Annotated in this window: 14 protein-coding genes; 4 read left to right on the top strand and 10 right to left on the bottom strand. The window is 37.6% G+C overall.

All coding sequences use genetic code 11. From position 1 onward, the window contains the following. Nucleotides 1-2: 2 nt before the first annotated feature. The 4 genes from H3T55_RS04740 to H3T55_RS04725 all read right to left on the bottom strand — a co-directional run bounded on the left by H3T55_RS04740 (nucleotide 3) and on the right by H3T55_RS04725 (nucleotide 3819). The gene (locus H3T55_RS04740) at nucleotides 3-320 is read right to left on the bottom strand and encodes a PadR family transcriptional regulator (RefSeq protein ID WP_087640883.1); all 318 of its coding nucleotides are present in this window, start codon (nucleotides 318-320) and stop codon (nucleotides 3-5) included. Nucleotides 321-530: 210 nt separating this feature from the next. Then, on the bottom strand, nucleotides 531-1088 hold the full coding sequence (locus H3T55_RS04735; protein WP_225533562.1) for a hypothetical protein: 558 nt from the start codon (nucleotides 1086-1088) through the stop codon (nucleotides 531-533). Between the two features lie 37 nt (nucleotides 1089-1125). Further along, nucleotides 1126-1815 (bottom strand): hypothetical protein, encoded by a 690-nt coding sequence (locus H3T55_RS04730; RefSeq protein ID WP_225533561.1) that lies wholly within the window; start codon nucleotides 1813-1815, stop codon nucleotides 1126-1128. A gap of 18 nt (nucleotides 1816-1833) precedes the next feature. Next, the gene (locus H3T55_RS04725; RefSeq protein ID WP_225533560.1) at nucleotides 1834-3819 is read right to left on the bottom strand and encodes a glycosyltransferase; all 1986 of its coding nucleotides are present in this window, start codon (nucleotides 3817-3819) and stop codon (nucleotides 1834-1836) included. A gap of 287 nt (nucleotides 3820-4106) precedes the next feature. On the opposite strand from H3T55_RS04725, the gene H3T55_RS04720 reads away from it, so the two are divergent. Genes H3T55_RS04720 through H3T55_RS04705 form a run of 4 tightly spaced genes read left to right on the top strand, consistent with a single transcriptional unit; the run spans nucleotide 4107 to nucleotide 7521 of the window. After that, nucleotides 4107-5282 (top strand): betaine/proline/choline family ABC transporter ATP-binding protein, encoded by a 1176-nt coding sequence (locus H3T55_RS04720; protein ID WP_225533559.1) that lies wholly within the window; start codon nucleotides 4107-4109, stop codon nucleotides 5280-5282. Between the two features lie 3 nt (nucleotides 5283-5285). Next, complete coding sequence (locus H3T55_RS04715; protein ID WP_225533558.1) at nucleotides 5286-5924, top strand: ABC transporter permease; 639 nt, start codon at nucleotides 5286-5288, stop codon at nucleotides 5922-5924. Beyond that, nucleotides 5921-6853, top strand: coding sequence for an osmoprotectant ABC transporter substrate-binding protein (locus tag H3T55_RS04710; protein ID WP_225533557.1), 933 nt, complete (start codon nucleotides 5921-5923; stop codon nucleotides 6851-6853). Before H3T55_RS04715 ends, H3T55_RS04710 begins: the two co-directional genes overlap by 4 nt. Continuing rightward, nucleotides 6853-7521 carry an ABC transporter permease gene (locus H3T55_RS04705; RefSeq protein WP_318652962.1) on the top strand — a complete coding sequence of 223 codons (669 nt, stop codon included), beginning with the start codon at nucleotides 6853-6855 and terminating at the stop codon, nucleotides 7519-7521. The genes H3T55_RS04710 and H3T55_RS04705 overlap by 1 nt, the downstream gene beginning before the upstream one ends. 51 nt (nucleotides 7522-7572) lie before the next feature. Here the strand turns inward: H3T55_RS04705 and H3T55_RS04700 are convergent, their stop codons facing one another. From H3T55_RS04700 to H3T55_RS04675, 6 genes are all read right to left on the bottom strand, one after another. Next, nucleotides 7573-9396 (bottom strand): APC family permease, encoded by a 1824-nt coding sequence (locus tag H3T55_RS04700; protein ID WP_225533556.1) that lies wholly within the window; start codon nucleotides 9394-9396, stop codon nucleotides 7573-7575. A gap of 400 nt (nucleotides 9397-9796) precedes the next feature. Then, nucleotides 9797-11455 (bottom strand): MutS-related protein, encoded by a 1659-nt coding sequence (locus tag H3T55_RS04695; RefSeq protein WP_225533555.1) that lies wholly within the window; start codon nucleotides 11453-11455, stop codon nucleotides 9797-9799. Between the two features lie 132 nt (nucleotides 11456-11587). After that, nucleotides 11588-11926: a hypothetical protein gene (locus H3T55_RS04690; protein ID WP_225533554.1), complete on the bottom strand. Its 339-nt coding sequence runs from the start codon at nucleotides 11924-11926 to the stop codon at nucleotides 11588-11590. A gap of 144 nt (nucleotides 11927-12070) precedes the next feature. Then, on the bottom strand, nucleotides 12071-13234 hold the full coding sequence (locus H3T55_RS04685) for a cation diffusion facilitator family transporter (RefSeq protein ID WP_225533553.1): 1164 nt from the start codon (nucleotides 13232-13234) through the stop codon (nucleotides 12071-12073). Between the two features lie 233 nt (nucleotides 13235-13467). Beyond that, nucleotides 13468-16167, bottom strand: a complete 2700-nt coding sequence (locus tag H3T55_RS04680; protein ID WP_225533552.1) for a YhgE/Pip domain-containing protein — start codon at nucleotides 16165-16167, stop codon at nucleotides 13468-13470. Between the two features lie 228 nt (nucleotides 16168-16395). Beyond that, complete coding sequence (locus tag H3T55_RS04675) at nucleotides 16396-16623, bottom strand: hypothetical protein (protein WP_225533551.1); 228 nt, start codon at nucleotides 16621-16623, stop codon at nucleotides 16396-16398. Nucleotides 16624-16713: the final 90 nt, after the last annotated feature.

Here is a 16713-nt window from a genome sequence, read left to right as displayed (position 1 = left end):
CACTAATCTGCCCTCCTCAACTCGTTTACTTGATCAACAAACTCGTCCCAATCATGTTCCAAAAGTGCCAAATATTCTTGTCCCTTATCTGTTATCTGATAATACTTTCTAGAAGGTCCATCGGGTGATTCTTTGGCATAAATAATGCAGTAGGACTCTTTGACTAACCGACGCAACACCGGATAAAGTGCCCCTTCAGTAATTGGTATAAATTGATTTACTCGTTGTGTTAACTCATAGCCGTAGCGATCTTCCTTTTGGATAAAATGAAGCACACACATCTCTAAAGCACCTTTTTTAAACTGGCTTGAAGCCCTCATCGCTCAATCCCCTTATCACAGTTTTGATTGACAAATTACTGACCGTTTCTAATACTTCCTATAATATACATAAACTATGAGTAAACAATCATGACCAATTTTTGCACCTATTCTTTCTAAACAAAATGTACATTGAAACCGCCACATACGTTTTAACACAGCGGTATCTGTTACCTATTTTATTCATGGGAAAATCTATTGTTCAGCTTACTAATAGTTACCACGGTTGTAATTCTTTTTCTCTTGAATGATACCTTGACGCTCTGCCGGTGTCAAATTAGGATCGCTCAACTGATTACCCCATTCTCTATTCTTTTGCCCACGTTCTTGTCCGCTTGCTGAGGCTCCGGAAACAGCATCCGTTGCCGCCCCTGCTTCTTCTTGGACTTGAGCCGTTTCTTCTTGCTGATAAGCTTCGACTGGCTGTTCGGCGACAGTCTGCTGTTCAGCGACTTGAGCAGCTTCTTGAGCCTCACTTTCTGCTTTCTTTTCTTCTTCTGCTTTTTTAGCTGCCGCTTTCTTCGTCTCTTCTTCTTTTTGTTTCTGCGCTTTTTTTGCTTCCTGCTCTTTCAATTTTGTTTTGATCGAATTCTCGACACGCGCAATTTTTTTAGAAACAACTTCAGCTAACTGTTCTCTTTTTAAAGCAAATCGTTCTCTAACAGCTTCATCTTTTGAAAAAGCAGCTTCTGCTGTCGTACTGCCGATTTGGGTCGTACCTACACCGATCATTAAAAGAGCTATGCAAAATAATATAAATTTTTTCATTCTAACTTCTCCTTAATCAACATATTCTTTAGTATAGTTATCCTTGGAATGCATCAAGTAATTCATTAAAGCTTTTTTCTTCATCTTTGACCTTCCAATATTTCTTTTCCTTTTTATCTTGCCCCAGCTCTATATGAATCGTTTTAGATTTCGGCGCTGCTTTTAATTCTTTGAATGTCTTTTTTAGCGCTTCAAATTGGATTTGATTAAGGTCTTCATCTTTTAGTCCATTCAATTCTTTCAATAATTTATTCAGCTGCTTTTCATCGGTAAGCTTATCGATGTCATCTAATGTCTTGATTTGATCATATCCTTTGTTTTGTAGCCAACTAACTAATTCTTCGTCTGTTTTCTTATCAACAACTTGATCGAATGTACTTTGATCAAGCCCTGTTATAGTCACCTCAGCCTCAGATTTTTTGTCTGACTCTTCTTTCATCTTGACAGAGAAGCTCGTTTCATTCTCTAGTTTTTGTTGATAAATTTCTACTAGTTCTTCAGCTTGAGTTTCTGATAAATCAAATAGTTCGGAAAAATCCTGAACTAAGTCACTTTGAGTGGGTGCATCTAAATCATAAAAGTACTTCTCCGCCTTTTCTTTGTCCTTACCATATATGACATTGTTAATGAAAGTTGTCGTCACGTCTTTGGGATCAGCATTCTTAGTACAACTTGTGAAAACAACAACTATCAAAATTAACATAATAATTATTCTTTGTTTTTTCATACGCCTAATTAGCTCCTTTTATAACAGTAACTGTTGATTTTTTTGTGCATCTTTTTTGTTTTTAAAGATATATTTGAATAGTGTGTAAAATTTCACTCGAATCGACTGAATGTCTCCTATATGCTCTGCATCTGAATAAATCAGTCCTAACCATAAATAATGATTTTTACGGGAAAGTTTTTGGATTTTGAATGTGATCTCCACTTTTCCATCCAAGTTTAAGATACGCGAACGAACCATTTTTACTTCTTTTATTTTTTCAAAAGAAAGCAGCCCTTCTTCTTGATTTAATAATTGGCTCAAATAAGGATCATTTTGTTCAACAGTGATAATGACACTTCGTTCACCTAAATAATTGATTTGGACAGGAATGATCTGTTCATCTTTGATCATTTCTCCTTGATGATCCACTGGGATACTCATCGGCAGACGCGGACGTTCATACGCGACACTGACTGCAACTACTAAGCTGACAATGTTGTATATCAGCCAGTAAAGATTGATCGATAAAATACTTTGCCATTGTAGATGTTGAAAATCTAAATGAAAAATATAGTAGAACAATGTGAACAGATTGATACACAATAATAAAATCTGCATCTTGCAATTGCGCCAATCAAAGTATCCTTTAGACCCTTGAACTCCTTTGATCGTTACGTGAAATTTCTTATTTTTCTTTGGACTAAATAAGGTTTCCTTCCAAACAGCCCAGGATACTTGGGGTGCTGTGACTAATTCATAAATGTTGCTTATGAAAGAATTATATTTTTTTCTTGCGACTGTTTTATACATCAAACTTCCAGATAAAAAGGCAGGCAGCCAAAACACGATCAATTGTGTTAATGTAGTTTTCAAGCTTGCAATATCAAAAACTAAATATAAAAATGGTGACATCAAATAAATCAATTTATACATACCGGAATACCAATACATCACACCATCTAAATAGAACCATTTTTGAATGAACGATAAATTTTTGAGTTTCTGCAACGTATATTTTTTGATTACTTGAACATTGCCGCGCCCCCAACGGTCACGCTGCTTTACGTAATCACCCAATGTTTCAGGAGAAAGGCCTGAAGCCAACGTTTCATTGACAAAAACTCCTTGCCAGCCATTATTTTGCAACAACAGCCCTGTAGCCATATCTTCTGTGATCACACCGGTCGTAAAGCCGCCAATCGACTCTAACGCCTCCCGCTGAAATAATGCATTACTGCCCACATAAAGGACCGCATTGAAGCGATCTTTCCCTTCTTCTAAGCTACGCATAAAGAAATCTTGTTCATTATTGATCTCACTATCTAAATACAAATTGTGCTGGAAGATATCTGAATTGAAAAATGTTTGCGGCGTTTGAATAAAGCCAACTTTTTTGTCTGAAAAATAGCCTAATGTTCGCTGTAAAAATTCTCTTTTCGGCACCATATCTGCATCTTGTGTCACGATGATCTGTCCGCTCGTTTGTGTTAAAGCATAATTTAAATTTCCTGCTTTGGCATGCTCATGTGTAGGACGGGCGATAAATCCAATATGATGTTTTTCAGCTAACTTTTTCACGATCGAGCGATTCCCATCATCACATAAATAAATATTCAATCGTTCCTTCGGATAATCGATCGACAAACAGCCTACAACTGTTCTTTCCAAAATTTCGATATTTTCATTATATGTTGCTACTAGAATATCTACTGTCGGCAATTTTTCTAAAGCATCAAGTGTCTTTTCTTTACGCTTATATGGCGTCCAAAATAAAAAGACTAGCGTAAAAGCCTGAACAAATCCCATAAATTCTGCTAGATATAATAGACTTCCAGCTATCCTTTCTGAAATGCTGCCGCTTGGAATGGTATAAATCAAGCGCCAAGATAAATAAATCATCTGAATGATGACAAATCCTGCTAATACAAATTTCCGATACTGTTCATTTTTTTTGGAAATGAAATAAAATAAATATAAATAGCTCAAACTAAATACCAAATAACCTAACCCAAATTTTTCCATTCTGTTCTCCTTATTCATTCTATTATTCATAAAATAATAGTCGCTAGACAACAATATACTAAGGTTTCCAACTATTGTCAATAGAATAATAGTCAGAACTTTTTTTACTATATCGACCTCTTTCACTTGTTTTTTTATCCATAATAGTTCTTACAAAAAAACATCTGATTTGTCCTAATCAATGTTTTGTAGCATACTAGTAATATAGGAACATTTGTTATCTCAATGCAAAACAGCAAAGATCGATTGAAAAAAAGACTAAGAAAAAAGAATTTGGGGTGGGAAAGTTGATCGAATTTCAACATGTTTCAAAAATCTACAAAGGTGGTAAAATCGCTGTAGATGACGTCAATCTGTCGTTTGATAAAGGAGAATTTATTTGCTTTATCGGTACCAGCGGCAGCGGAAAAACAACATCGATGCGGATGATCAATCGAATGACGGATCCAACAAAAGGCAAAATCTTGATTAACGGCGAAGACATTCAAACGATCAATCCGGTAGAGTTAAGAAGAAAGATTGGGTATGTTATTCAAAACATCGGATTGATGCCGCATATGACGATTCGGGAAAATATTGTACTTGTGCCAAAATTGCTGAAAGTTGATTTGGAAGAACGCAACAAAATTGCAGAGAAAATGATCGATTTGGTTGAGTTGCCTAGAGAAATGCTTGATCGTTATCCTAACGAATTATCTGGCGGACAACAACAACGGATCGGTGTTGTTAGAGCGTTAGCTGCGAATCAGGACATTATATTGATGGATGAGCCTTTTGGTGCTTTGGATCCGATCACAAGAGATTCTTTGCAGGATTTAGTGAAAGATCTACAAGAACGTTTAGGGAAAACCATTGTTTTTGTTACACATGATATGGATGAAGCACTGAAATTAGCCAATCGAATCGCCATTATGAGCGAAGGTAAAGTCATTCAGTTTGATACACCAGATAATATTTTACGCCATCCTGTCAATGAATTTGTTGAAGAGTTGATCGGTGAAGACCGATTGATCCAAGCAAAACCGGATATTACAACTGTGGGTGAAGTAATGCTGAACAATGCCATTACGATCACGCCGGAAAAATCACTTTCTGAAGCAATCAAGCTAATGAGAGAAAAACGGGTAGATACACTATTAGTAGTTGACGGTACTGGTGTTCTGAAAGGCTTTATCGATGTCGAAACCTTAGACCGCCGTCGGAACAAAGCAACCAGTGTTAGTGATATCATGAATCCAAAAGTTTTCTTTGTAAAAAAATCTTCTTTATTGCGGGATACTTTACAGCGCATTTTAAAACGCGGATTGAAATATGTTCCTGTTGTTGATGACCAGCAAAAAGTCGTTGGTATCTTAACAAGAGCTTCTCTCGTAGATATCGTATACGACGTTATCTGGGGCGAAGAAGAACATACAGATGAAACTGAAACAACAGATGTCACACAGCCGCAAGCGGAGGTGTAAAAAATGAATCAGTTTCTTTTAGAACGAGGAAATGAGCTTGTTACAAAAATCGGTGAGCATATTTTCATCTCTGGAATGGCTCTTGGTTTAGGGATTTTGCTTGCGGTTCCGATCGGGATTTTACTAACACGCACCAAAAGAACGGCCGCTATTATCATTGGTTTGACTAGTGCCTTACAAACGGTCCCATCTTTGGCCTTGTTAGCACTGATGATCCCCATTTTCGGTGTCGGAAAAATTCCAGCGATCATCGCATTGTTTATCTATTCATTGTTGCCGATTTTGAGAAATACCTATATTGGAATCAAAGAAGTTAGCTCTGATTATAAGGATGCCGCTAAAGGAATGGGCATGACAAATACACAGTCGATTTTCATGGTAGAACTGCCGATCGCCATGCCGACGATCATGGCTGGGATTCGCCTAGCTGCTGTTTATGTTATCGCTTGGGCAACCCTTGCTTCTTATATTGGTGCAGGTGGTCTAGGAGACTTTATTTTCAGCGGTTTGAATAACTATCAGCCTGATTTGATTTTTGCTGGTACGATTCCAGTAACGATTTTAGCTTTAGCTGCTGATTTATTATTGGGCTTATTAGAGAAGAAAATCACTCCTAAAGCGTTAAGGGAGGCAGACGAATGAAACACAAATTAAAATTATTCCTTGTCGTATGCTGCAGTGCGTTATTACTTTCTGGCTGCTCATTACCAGGCTTGGCTTCTAATTCTGATGAAAACACAATTTCCATCACTGGAGGAATCACGTCTGAGGCACAGATTTTGGCTAGTTTAGTTGCAGGGATGATCGAACATTATACAGATGAAAAGACAACGATCATCAATAATCTAGCAACAACAACGATCAATCACCAAGCGATGATCAATGGAGATGCCCAAATTTCGGCTGCTCGCTATACTGGGACCGATTTAACGACTACGTTAAATTTAGAACCGATCAAAGAACCTGAAAAAGCCTTCAATGTGGTACAGGCAGAATTTGAGAAAAGATACCAACAAAAATGGTTTAAATCCTACGGTTTTGCTAATACTTACGCTTTCATGGTCACACAGGAAACTGCTAAAAAATATAATTTAAAAACAATCAGTGACCTCAAAAAAGTAGGCGATCAATTGACGGCTGGTGTGGATACTTCCTGGATCGACCGAAAAGGTGACGGCTATAAAGGCTTTACAGAAACATACGGCTTTGACTTTAAACGGGTCTTCCCTATGCAGATCGGTCTGGTTTATGATGCGGTCGCCGCTAATAAAATGGATGTTGTTTTAGGCTACTCGACAGATGGACGGATCGGCAGCTATGATCTAGTTATTTTAGAAGATGATCTGCATTTCTTCCCACCTTATGATGCCTCTGCAGTAGCAACAGATGAAGTTTTGAAGAAACATCCGGAGCTGGAAAATATTCTAAATAAATTATCCGGAAAAATCTCTACAGAAACCATGCAAAAACTCAATTTCCAAGCAGATAATGATTTGATGGAACCTGAGACTGTAGCAGAGAACTTCTTGAAGGAACATCACTTCTTTGAATCTGAAGGAGGTGGAAATTAATGCAAAACTTACAAGATATGAATTTACTACAGCAGTTTCTCTATTACTTTGAGCAAAACGGCAGCTATGTGTTAAGTCAGTTCGTAAGACATTTTTTGATTTCCATTTATGGTGTTCTGTTTGCAGCAATCGTGGGGATTCCCATCGGGATTTTCATTGCCCGCAGAAGAAGAATGGCCGGCTGGGTCGTTAGTATCGCTAACTTGATCCAAACAGTCCCTTCCCTTGCGATGTTATCTATCTTGATGCTTGGACTTGGTTTAGGTGTGAACACAGTTATTGTCACCGTATTCTTGTATTCTCTGTTGCCGATCATCAAAAATACGTATACTGGTATGATCCAAGTGGACAGAAATATTTTAGATGTTGGGAAAGGAATGGGCATGACAAAATGGCAGCGGCTTTACATGGTTGAATTGCCGCTTTCAGTCTCAGTGATCATGGCTGGGATCCGCAATGCATTAGTTGTTGCAATCGGGATCACTGCCATCGGTGCTTTTGTCGGCGCAGGCGGTCTAGGCGACATCATTATCCGCGGAACCAATGCAACAGATGGTACAGCGATCATTCTTGTCGGCGCCTTGCCAACGGCTTTGATGGCGATCATTACTGACTGGGTACTGGGCATGATCGAGCGACGTCTTGATCCTGCAAGTAAACATTCATAAGCAATAAAAAAAGCAGCTCTTCTGATTTTTGAAATGAGCTGCTTTTTTGTTTTATTTTTTAAGTCGGTAACTGTACGTTGAAACGATCAGATTGTCCCGCAAAGCCAGACGAAGCCGTAAACGCAGACTGGTTTGGTTATGAAGGATATTTTGCCAGCGTTTATTTGGCACAAATTGCGGAATTAAGACAGTCGTCGTATAGTTGCGTTTAGCTGAATTCTTGCTAACTAAATCAACATAGCGCAAAATAGGATTCGTGATCGAACGGTAGGACGAATGGACGATCGAAAAACGAATATCTGGAAAGGACTTCTTAAATTCAGCTTCGATTTCTTTTTCTTTGGCTGGGTCTTCATCGATAGACACGTGCATCGCTACAACATAATCTCCGATTGAACGGGCATAATTGATTGCTCCAACGTTTGCCTTTGTCGCATTTCCAACTAGAATGATCACCGTATTTCCATAATATTTTTGCTCATCCACTGTTTCTTCCAGACGCAGCTGTTCTGCTACATTTTTATAATGCGTATGAATGCTGTAAAAAATGAAAATCAAGACTGGCATAATAATGAAAAATGGCCAGATGTCGTTCAAACGATAGACAAATAAAATCACAATGATCGCATAAGAAATGAAGGCCCCAACAATATTAGCAGCAGACTTAGACAACCATTTTTTTGTCTCCTTACGCCACTTAAGTACCATTCCAGTTTGAGATAAGGCAAACGGAATAAACACACCGATTGAATACAGTGGAATCAAACGTTCTGTCGATCCTTGAAAAATCAGCAGGAGTACAACAGAACCCGCTGCCAAAGTCAAAATCCCATTAGAATAGCCTAAACGGTCGCCACGATCCATATACATATGCGGCATAAATTTATCTTTGGCTAAATTGTAAGCTAAAACTGGAAATGCCGAAAAACCAGTATTTGCAGCTACAGCTAAAATCAAAGCCGTTGCAAACTGTAAAATATAATACAAAATATTTTGACCAAAAACAGCTTGTCCGATTTGAGCCAGTACGGTCATTTCCGTTTTAGGAACAATGCCGTACCAATAGTTGATAAACGTGATCCCAACGAAGAAGAAGCCCAAGATCGTTGCCATCAAAGCCAGCGTACCAGCTGCATTTTTTGCTCTAGGCTTTTTAAAAAAAGGAACCGCATTGCTAATAGCTTCCACACCTGTCAATGAAGATGACCCAGAAGAAAACGCACGTAAAATCAATGCGATCGTAATACCTGGTACAACTGTCCCAGGTATCGCTGTTGCGTGCAGCGGAACTGCGCCAGTCATGATTTTGAATAAACCAGTCACGATCAGCAATGTAATGACCGCAATAAAACTATAGACTGGAAACATCAAAAATCCGGCCGATTCTCGTAACCCTCGTAAATTCATCAGCATGATCAATAACACGATCCCGATCGAAATAATCACCTGATGTCCATACAATGCTGGTACGGCTGAAATGATCGCTTCTGCACCTGCAGATACAGAAACTGCTACGGTCAGCATATAATCCACTAATAAAGAACCACCAGCAATCAAGCCAGCATTTTTCCCTAAATTCTCACTGCTGACAACATAGGCTCCACCGCCATGGGGATAAGCATGAATGATTTGCCGATAAGATAGTGTCAATGAAATAAGTAAAATAATAACAAATGCAGCAATCGGTAACGAATACCAAATAGCGGCTGCCGATAAAGTAACTAGTACGACAACGATTTGTTCCGTACCATAAGCAATCGAAGATAATGCATCTGATGATAATAATGCTAAAGCTGCAAACCGACTTAATTTATGCTCGTCATTCTCAGCAGACTTTAGCGGTTTTCCGATAAATAATCGCTTCAAGTAATCCATATTGTCTCCTCCTTTACTTTCAATAAAAAGCCAAATAGTTTTTCTGAATCCTTTCAGAAAAGAGATATTGTTCTACAAACAATCACATATGCTACGCTCTTAAAACCTAATTGTCAATTATTATTTAGTAAAATTAATGATAGAAATAAGTAGTTTTCATTTATCTTTCTTTTTTCCATTTTAACAAGAGTTGACTGGACAAAAAAATATTCCGCTTATGCACATTTCTGTGGCAAAATAAATAAGAAGATCGAAATAAAAATTGATTAGGTTCGAGAAATTTGATTTTTAGCCACCTTCTATTAAAAATAAAAAAAGAACGGAACAAAACCAAAAATCAGTTTTGTTTCGCTCTCTGAATGCGAACAGACATAAAAAATGAGTGCTCTTCTTTTCAACTTTAAAGTATTTTCCATGCGTGATGTTGGTCAAAATAGTTTGCTTCTTTTTTTGCAGTAGCTATTACAGTTTCGGGGTAATTCAGCACTTCTAATAATCGAATCGCATTTCTAGTACGCGCAGGTCCCTCTTTCAATAGATAATCAAACGTTACTCCATTTTTCCCAGTTACTTGTTCTTCAAAATGAACGTTGGCACAGGATTCTCTCAAAACTTCGGTCAGCTCAATATCATGAGTAGCAATGAAGGCTAGAGAAGGATAATCTTTCAACCAGTGCACCATACTTGATGATGCTGCGATACGCTCAATGGTATTCGTTCCTTTAAGTATTTCATCGATAAAACAAAAACAGGGTACATTCGTTTCAACCAGATCCAGTACACGCTTGACAGATTTGATCTCCGCTACAAAGTAGCTGTCTCCTTCAAAAATATCATCTTCTACTGCCATCGAGGTTAAAACATGTCCAAAGGGCAAACAAAAGGTCTTTGCTAGTGCTGTATGAATCGTTAAAGATAAGATACAACTGATTGCTACACTTTTGACATACGTTGACTTCCCTGAAGCATTAGAGCCTGTCACAAGCGTATTTTTAGTCCATTCAACTTGATTCGGTACAGGTGTTTTCAATAAAGGGTGATAGACCTCTGTTCCACTTACACAAACGTCTTCACTAAAAACAGGTTGACTGGTATCAGGCATTAGTATTCGAAAATTCAATACAGCTGCTGCAACCTCTAATTCTCCTAATAAACGCCATAATTCTTTTGCCTGTTCTTCATGATCTGCTAATTTCTCCAAGACAAAGTTATAAGAAATGAACGGCAGCATAAAAATCATCGATAAATAGTCGAATAGCAACTCTGCTTCGCTATTTGACTTCATTCGAAAAGCAACTCCAAACTTTGTCATCGAGGCTAATGGCGTGAGCGTTCTTTTTATATCCTCTTGAAATGGGGTTTCAATCTTTGCTATCTTCTTGGCACAAGCAATCGTTTGAACCAAGTAACCCATACAAGCTAATTCCCGCTCCAATGTTTCCTTTTTTATTTGATAGTAAATGACATTGAAAAGAATTGAACCCAAAAGAATGACAATCGACAAGGTACTAGGCAATAAAATAAGCAATACCAATCCAACTAGCGGTAATAATCCTAAAAACAGATAAATTTTAGTATAAGGCAACTCTTGCTCTCTTGTTTCACTCAAATAACTTTCAACATGATTATTATCTTTTTTCCCAAGACATGCAAATAAATACTGTATCTTTTCTCTAATTACAGGATTCTTTTTATAATAAGAAATCAAGACTTCTAAACGATCATGGCGATTTTTTGAAAAATCGAAATTTCTCAAACGCTGATACAAGGCTTCTGAACCAATACTAGAGTATGTTGCATTGATTTGTTCAAAAATAGTATAACCATCCAAATCATACCAAGTAATATCATCGATCTCGCTATCAAATGTCTGATATTTCTTCGATTGCTGCCAAGCTTTCTTTAAGCTTTCTTCCTTATCGAAAAAACGACTAGTAAAAAAGGTTCCCCACTTATTTTTTACCAATTTCTTTAGTTTTATTCGATTGATCAGCTCGATCAATCCAATCAATAAAATGACCAGCACGATAAACCCTACCACTATCAACTGCATTTCCATTTCCCTGCCTCCTTCTTTCACTCATAGTATAAAGTGTTCCCTTCGTGTAAACAAGATGAATCACATACAGAATAAAAAAGAATAACCTGCAAGGAGCCTTCATAAGCACTCATTACAGATTATTTTTTTTAGCTATATTTGGTAATATTCCTGATTCATACTTTCGTACTCATCTAAATGCCATTCCTGGTCAGCTGTTTCAACAACTGGTATTTCCTTTGACCGAAAAGCAGCAACTTTTTTAGGCGTATCAGCGTCTTCTGCCAGCATATGCGAGATCGTTTCATCCTGCATGCGAATCACATGCTTCAAGCGAACCTTTTCCAGTTTCAGCTCAGTGATCTCTTCCTGCTGTATCTCTTGCTTCTCAAATAGATTCTGCAGTACTTGCTTGTCTTTCACAATAACTAACGCTAGAACGGTGAGCATAACAATCAGAAAATACACGACAATCAACAAATTCATCTCCATTTTTAATTCCTCCTAACAATCCGTTCTTATGGTAACACGTTAGGGAGGCTTACTTTTCTCATTTTTTTAGTAGAAAAAGGCCATTATACATATTTTTTTGAGAAAATGATATATTAATATGATTTATATTCAGAAAAATGATATTTAAAGTAAATATATATGGTCGAAAGTCACTTCTACAGGATATTCTCCAATATTACGATACACCTGCTCTTGGATTCTAATTTGCAATTCCTGATCTGTTGCTTTAAAATCGCTGGGAACAACTAGGTCAAATAAAATACGTGGTCTATCTCCATGATCGATCAAACGAATATCATGAGCCCTCAAATCACTATTGATGGACTTGATGATTTTTTTTATTTCCAGATGAACAAACTGTTGTCTTTGATCATGTAAATTCACAGGATCAATATGGCAAACCAGCTCAACACCTAACTGCTTCTTGAACTTTTGTTCGATTTCATCGATTTTTTCATGAGCATGAGGTAAATCCCAACGATCATCGATTTCAATATGCACAGAAGCAAATGTCTTATTGGGCCCGTACTGATGGATCAACAAATCATGGTACCCTACGATATCTGTTACAGAAGACAAATATTCTTTCATTTGGTCGATCGCCTCTTGATTTGGCCTTAATCCCATCAACTCATTGATAAACTCTCGAATCAATTGCAAACCACTGAAAATAATATAACAAGCGATCAACAAACCAACGAAGCCATCGATTTTTAGTCCTGTGATTCCCTCTACTGATGCAGATACTAGTACAGCGATCGTTGTGAAAACATCATTCAAACTATCTTTTGCCGTCGCAACCAATGCATTCGAATCGATTTTTTTAGCGACTCTCCGATAAAAAACTCCCTGCCACACTTTAATAAGGATCGATAGCAAGAGAACTGCTAAAATCACCGGAGTGACTTTAATACTCTGGGGATCTCTGATTCGGTCGATCGACGTCATGAAAAATTGAAACCCAACAAAAGTGATCAGCAGTGAAACCAGCATGCCACTGATATATTCAAAGCGCTCATGTCCATAAGGATGTTCTTTATCTGCGGGTTTTCCTGAAATATAGAAACCAACGAGTGTCAGTACAGAGGAAACTGTATCAGATAAGTTGTTCATAGCGTCTGCCATGATCGATACACTGCCTGAAACTAAGCCGATCAATAATTTACTCACAAAAAGCAGTAGATTCGATAATAAGCCCATGATGCCGGCAAAAATACCAAAAGCAGTTCTGATATCCGATTTTTTCTGTTGTTTCTTTTCAAAGCGTTCAATCAAAAAATTTATCATCACGATTCCTACCTTTTTTTTAGCGTATCTTGACACTATAAAATGATTTCTTCTATTTGTATAGTAAAATGCAGTTTTTTTTAGTGAGTTTTTATTGTTTAGAACGTCCCAAGTTGATTGCTTGGGCAACATGCCTTTTTTATTAGGCAACCCTTGAAAATACAATGCTCAACTCAATAGAAAAAGATCAAGAAAACTGTCCTAGAAGCTTTCTTGATCTTTTTTCTGATTTTTTAATGGAAAATATGACTCTTATGGGAAATACTAGCCAATTTCTTGGTTTTTTCTTCTATATATGGATATAAAATGACTCCTGCTAAGCAGAACACGATCGTGATACACACTAAAATAATGATCGCTTTCCAAGCATTTGGCCAATAGATTCCACCGGCGGACTCTCTCAATAGATTGACCGCATGCGTAAATGGTAATAACGGATTGATAAATTGGAAGAACTTCCCGGAAACTTGGATCGGATAATTCCCGCCGCCGCCGGATATAGAGAGCACAAGAATAATGATCGCGATCCCTTTCCCTACATTCCCAAACAGGGCGACTAATGCGTAAACCATCACCATGAATGTAAAAGCGATCAGTAATGCAAATAGCACACTGTAAAATGGCTGTCTCACATCCACACCAAGTAAGAAGTAATTTCCTAACGTTACGATCAACGCTTGCGCTAAGCCCATCACGATAAATGTCAGCATTCTTGCAGAAAATTGTTCTCGCTTAGAGTATTTACCACGATCTTTTTCATCTAAATAAAAATCTGTTGTAGCTATACTTGAAAACAGTACCGCTCCAACCCATAAACATAGCGCCGTATAAAATGGGGTACTGGCAGAACCATTATTGGCAATTGGATAAATTTGTTTTTCAGAGATTTCTACTGGTTTTGCGAAAAAGTCACTTTCGGCGTTTGCATCCAGTTTAAGCAGCTTGATCACTTCTCCAAGATCAACATCCTTTTCACCTTCTCTGATCGCTTCAGCAGCTTTATGAAGGCCTTTTTTGATGCTTGGCCAGTCATTTTTAACTAAATCATTTGCTTTATTCAAAGCAGCTTCTAAATCCGGCATTTTATCATTCACTGTTTTCAGTGTTCCAGTAATATCATCTCTGATTCCTGGATAATCATTTTGGATAAACGCCGCTGCCAATCCTAGCTTATCTTCAATGACCGGTAACTCATTATTATAAAGATCTGCACCTTTATTGATTCCATTGACGATCGTATCCATATGCCCGTTCAATAAAACATTCGCATCATGAACTTCCTGCTTGATAGCAGGTAATTCTGCCTGATATTTTTCTAAAATCCCTATAGCATTAGTGACCGTTGCTTCTGTTGAACGCAGTAATGCTGCAAAATCAACTTGTTTTGCTTGAGATAAAAGTCCTTGTGCTGTATGGATCGTATCGATCAATTTCGTTAAAATATCGTTGACGCTAGCACTCACACCATCAACATCGATACTGCCAGCCAAGCTACTAATATTATCTGCAGTTGTTCTAATTTCATTTAAAACGGCTTCTAATTCCTCAGCGGAAATAGCATCTGCATCAATGCTATCAACACGAGCTTTTAGCCCTCCGATCAATGTACTTACACTCGTCAAATTATCGATGATCGGTTGTAGATCTTGGTTTCCAGCTGCCTGTTGAATATTCGTCAACATCACGATCAATTGATCGATCGCGGCTTGTTGTTTTCCTAAGCTATCCGAAAACTGAGCAAGTAGCTGTTTCAAGGCTGCACGTTCTTCCGGCGTCAATTCATTATCTGATAACAATTGTTCGATTTGTCCAGCGATCGCTGAAACATTTGAGCTGATCGTTTGGACAGAATCTAACGTTACCTTGATGCTGCTGGTGATGCTTGGTAAAGCTTCTTGCAATTTTGAAGCACCCTCACTTGTAGCACTAGCAAGCTGTTCTGCCTGATCACCTAATTTTTGAATATCTGGTAATGCCTGTTGCACACCTTGAATGATGATCAATCCTTGCTTCGCTTCTTCGATCCCTTCGTTCATCGTTTGTTCTACAGAAGCAAAATCTTCATCGATCATTGCTAACTGTTTCCCTGCATTTTGGATTTCCGGGATTTTTTCTTGTAAAGTCAAGATCACTTTCGCCTGTTCTTTGATCGCTGGCATCTTAGCATTCAAATCAACTAGCTTCGCGCCTAAGGCATCCACTTCCGGTAAATATTCGACAAATTCATTGGCTTTTGCCAATTTTGTTTTTAGTTCAGGCATCTTTCCGTGTAAAGCAACAACTTCTTGTGTATATTTATCGATTTCTGCTATATTCGCATCTGTCGAAAGGATCATGTCTTTTACTTTCGTAATACTTACTAAATTTGAATCTAAATCATAGCCGATTTCGTTGAAAACACGAACCAAGGTTTTACTGGCAGTTTCAGTGAACTGATCTGTGATTTGTGCTTGCAGCGAGGTGGCTCCCTTTTCTGCGATCTTCGGCGCGATCGCATTGATCTTTTCATTGATGGAATACTCTATTTTCGGCTTCGTGATTTCTCCAGTGGTAAAACTCAGTAAATCTTTTGAGAAGTCCTTAGGCAAATAAATACCTGCGTAATATTTCCCAGATTTTACTCCTTTATCCAGTTCCTTTTTTGAATCGACGAATTTCCAACCCAACTGCTTATTTTCATGAAGATTCTTTAGCACTTCCTCACCAATATTGACTTTTTTATCTTTAAAGGAGGCTGGTTGGTCATCACTATAGACAGCAATCGGTAATTCTCCAGTATTTGCATATGGATCCCATAGAGCTTTAATATTAAACCATGCATAAAGGGATGGAATAATCATCAGTGCAATAATCAATAATGTTGCGATCGGATTTTTAAAAATGCGCTGCCAATCTAATTTAAATAACTTCAATGTATTTTTTATATGTTTCATCCTGCTCACCCACTCTTTTTAATGACTGATATACTTTAGCATAAATTTTTTGCCCATAACAAATGAAAAATGCTGATTTTGTCTATTTCTACGACAAGTAGTTAAAATTGTCGTAGAGTTTTTTTCGTTCACTTTATCTCTTTGTTTTAAATAACGATGTTTTATCTCTTAACAGCTAAAAAGAGACAAACTCATCCAGTTGAATCAGCTTGTCTCTTTTTGCCGAGCTTATAGTTTTGCTGAAAATTCTGACACTACTTTTTTTACTTCATTTACTGAATCTGGATCTAAATAAGACAATGCTCTAGGAACCACACTCATCAGATACATTTTATCAAGCTTATCTGTCGCTCTTCTTTCCATCAATTCCGCTAGCAAATGTTTCATGTCTTCTTTGTGATCATCTTTAGTACGATCCATTATGAAGTCATAAAATTTCTGTTCCTCTGCTTTCATTCGCGATGCCTCCTAGATTTTTTATTCTATTATAAGCTTAAATCCCTATAAGTAGAAGTAATTTGCCTTTATTGTAAAAAAAACAACAGG

Origin of the sequence: Enterococcus sp. S22(2020), assembly GCF_020295385.1 — a bacterium.
Classification (GTDB): domain Bacteria; phylum Bacillota; class Bacilli; order Lactobacillales; family Enterococcaceae; genus Enterococcus_L; species Enterococcus_L dunnyi.
Note: the sequence above shows the minus strand (reverse complement) of the source record. Positions and strands in the feature narration are given on the sequence as shown.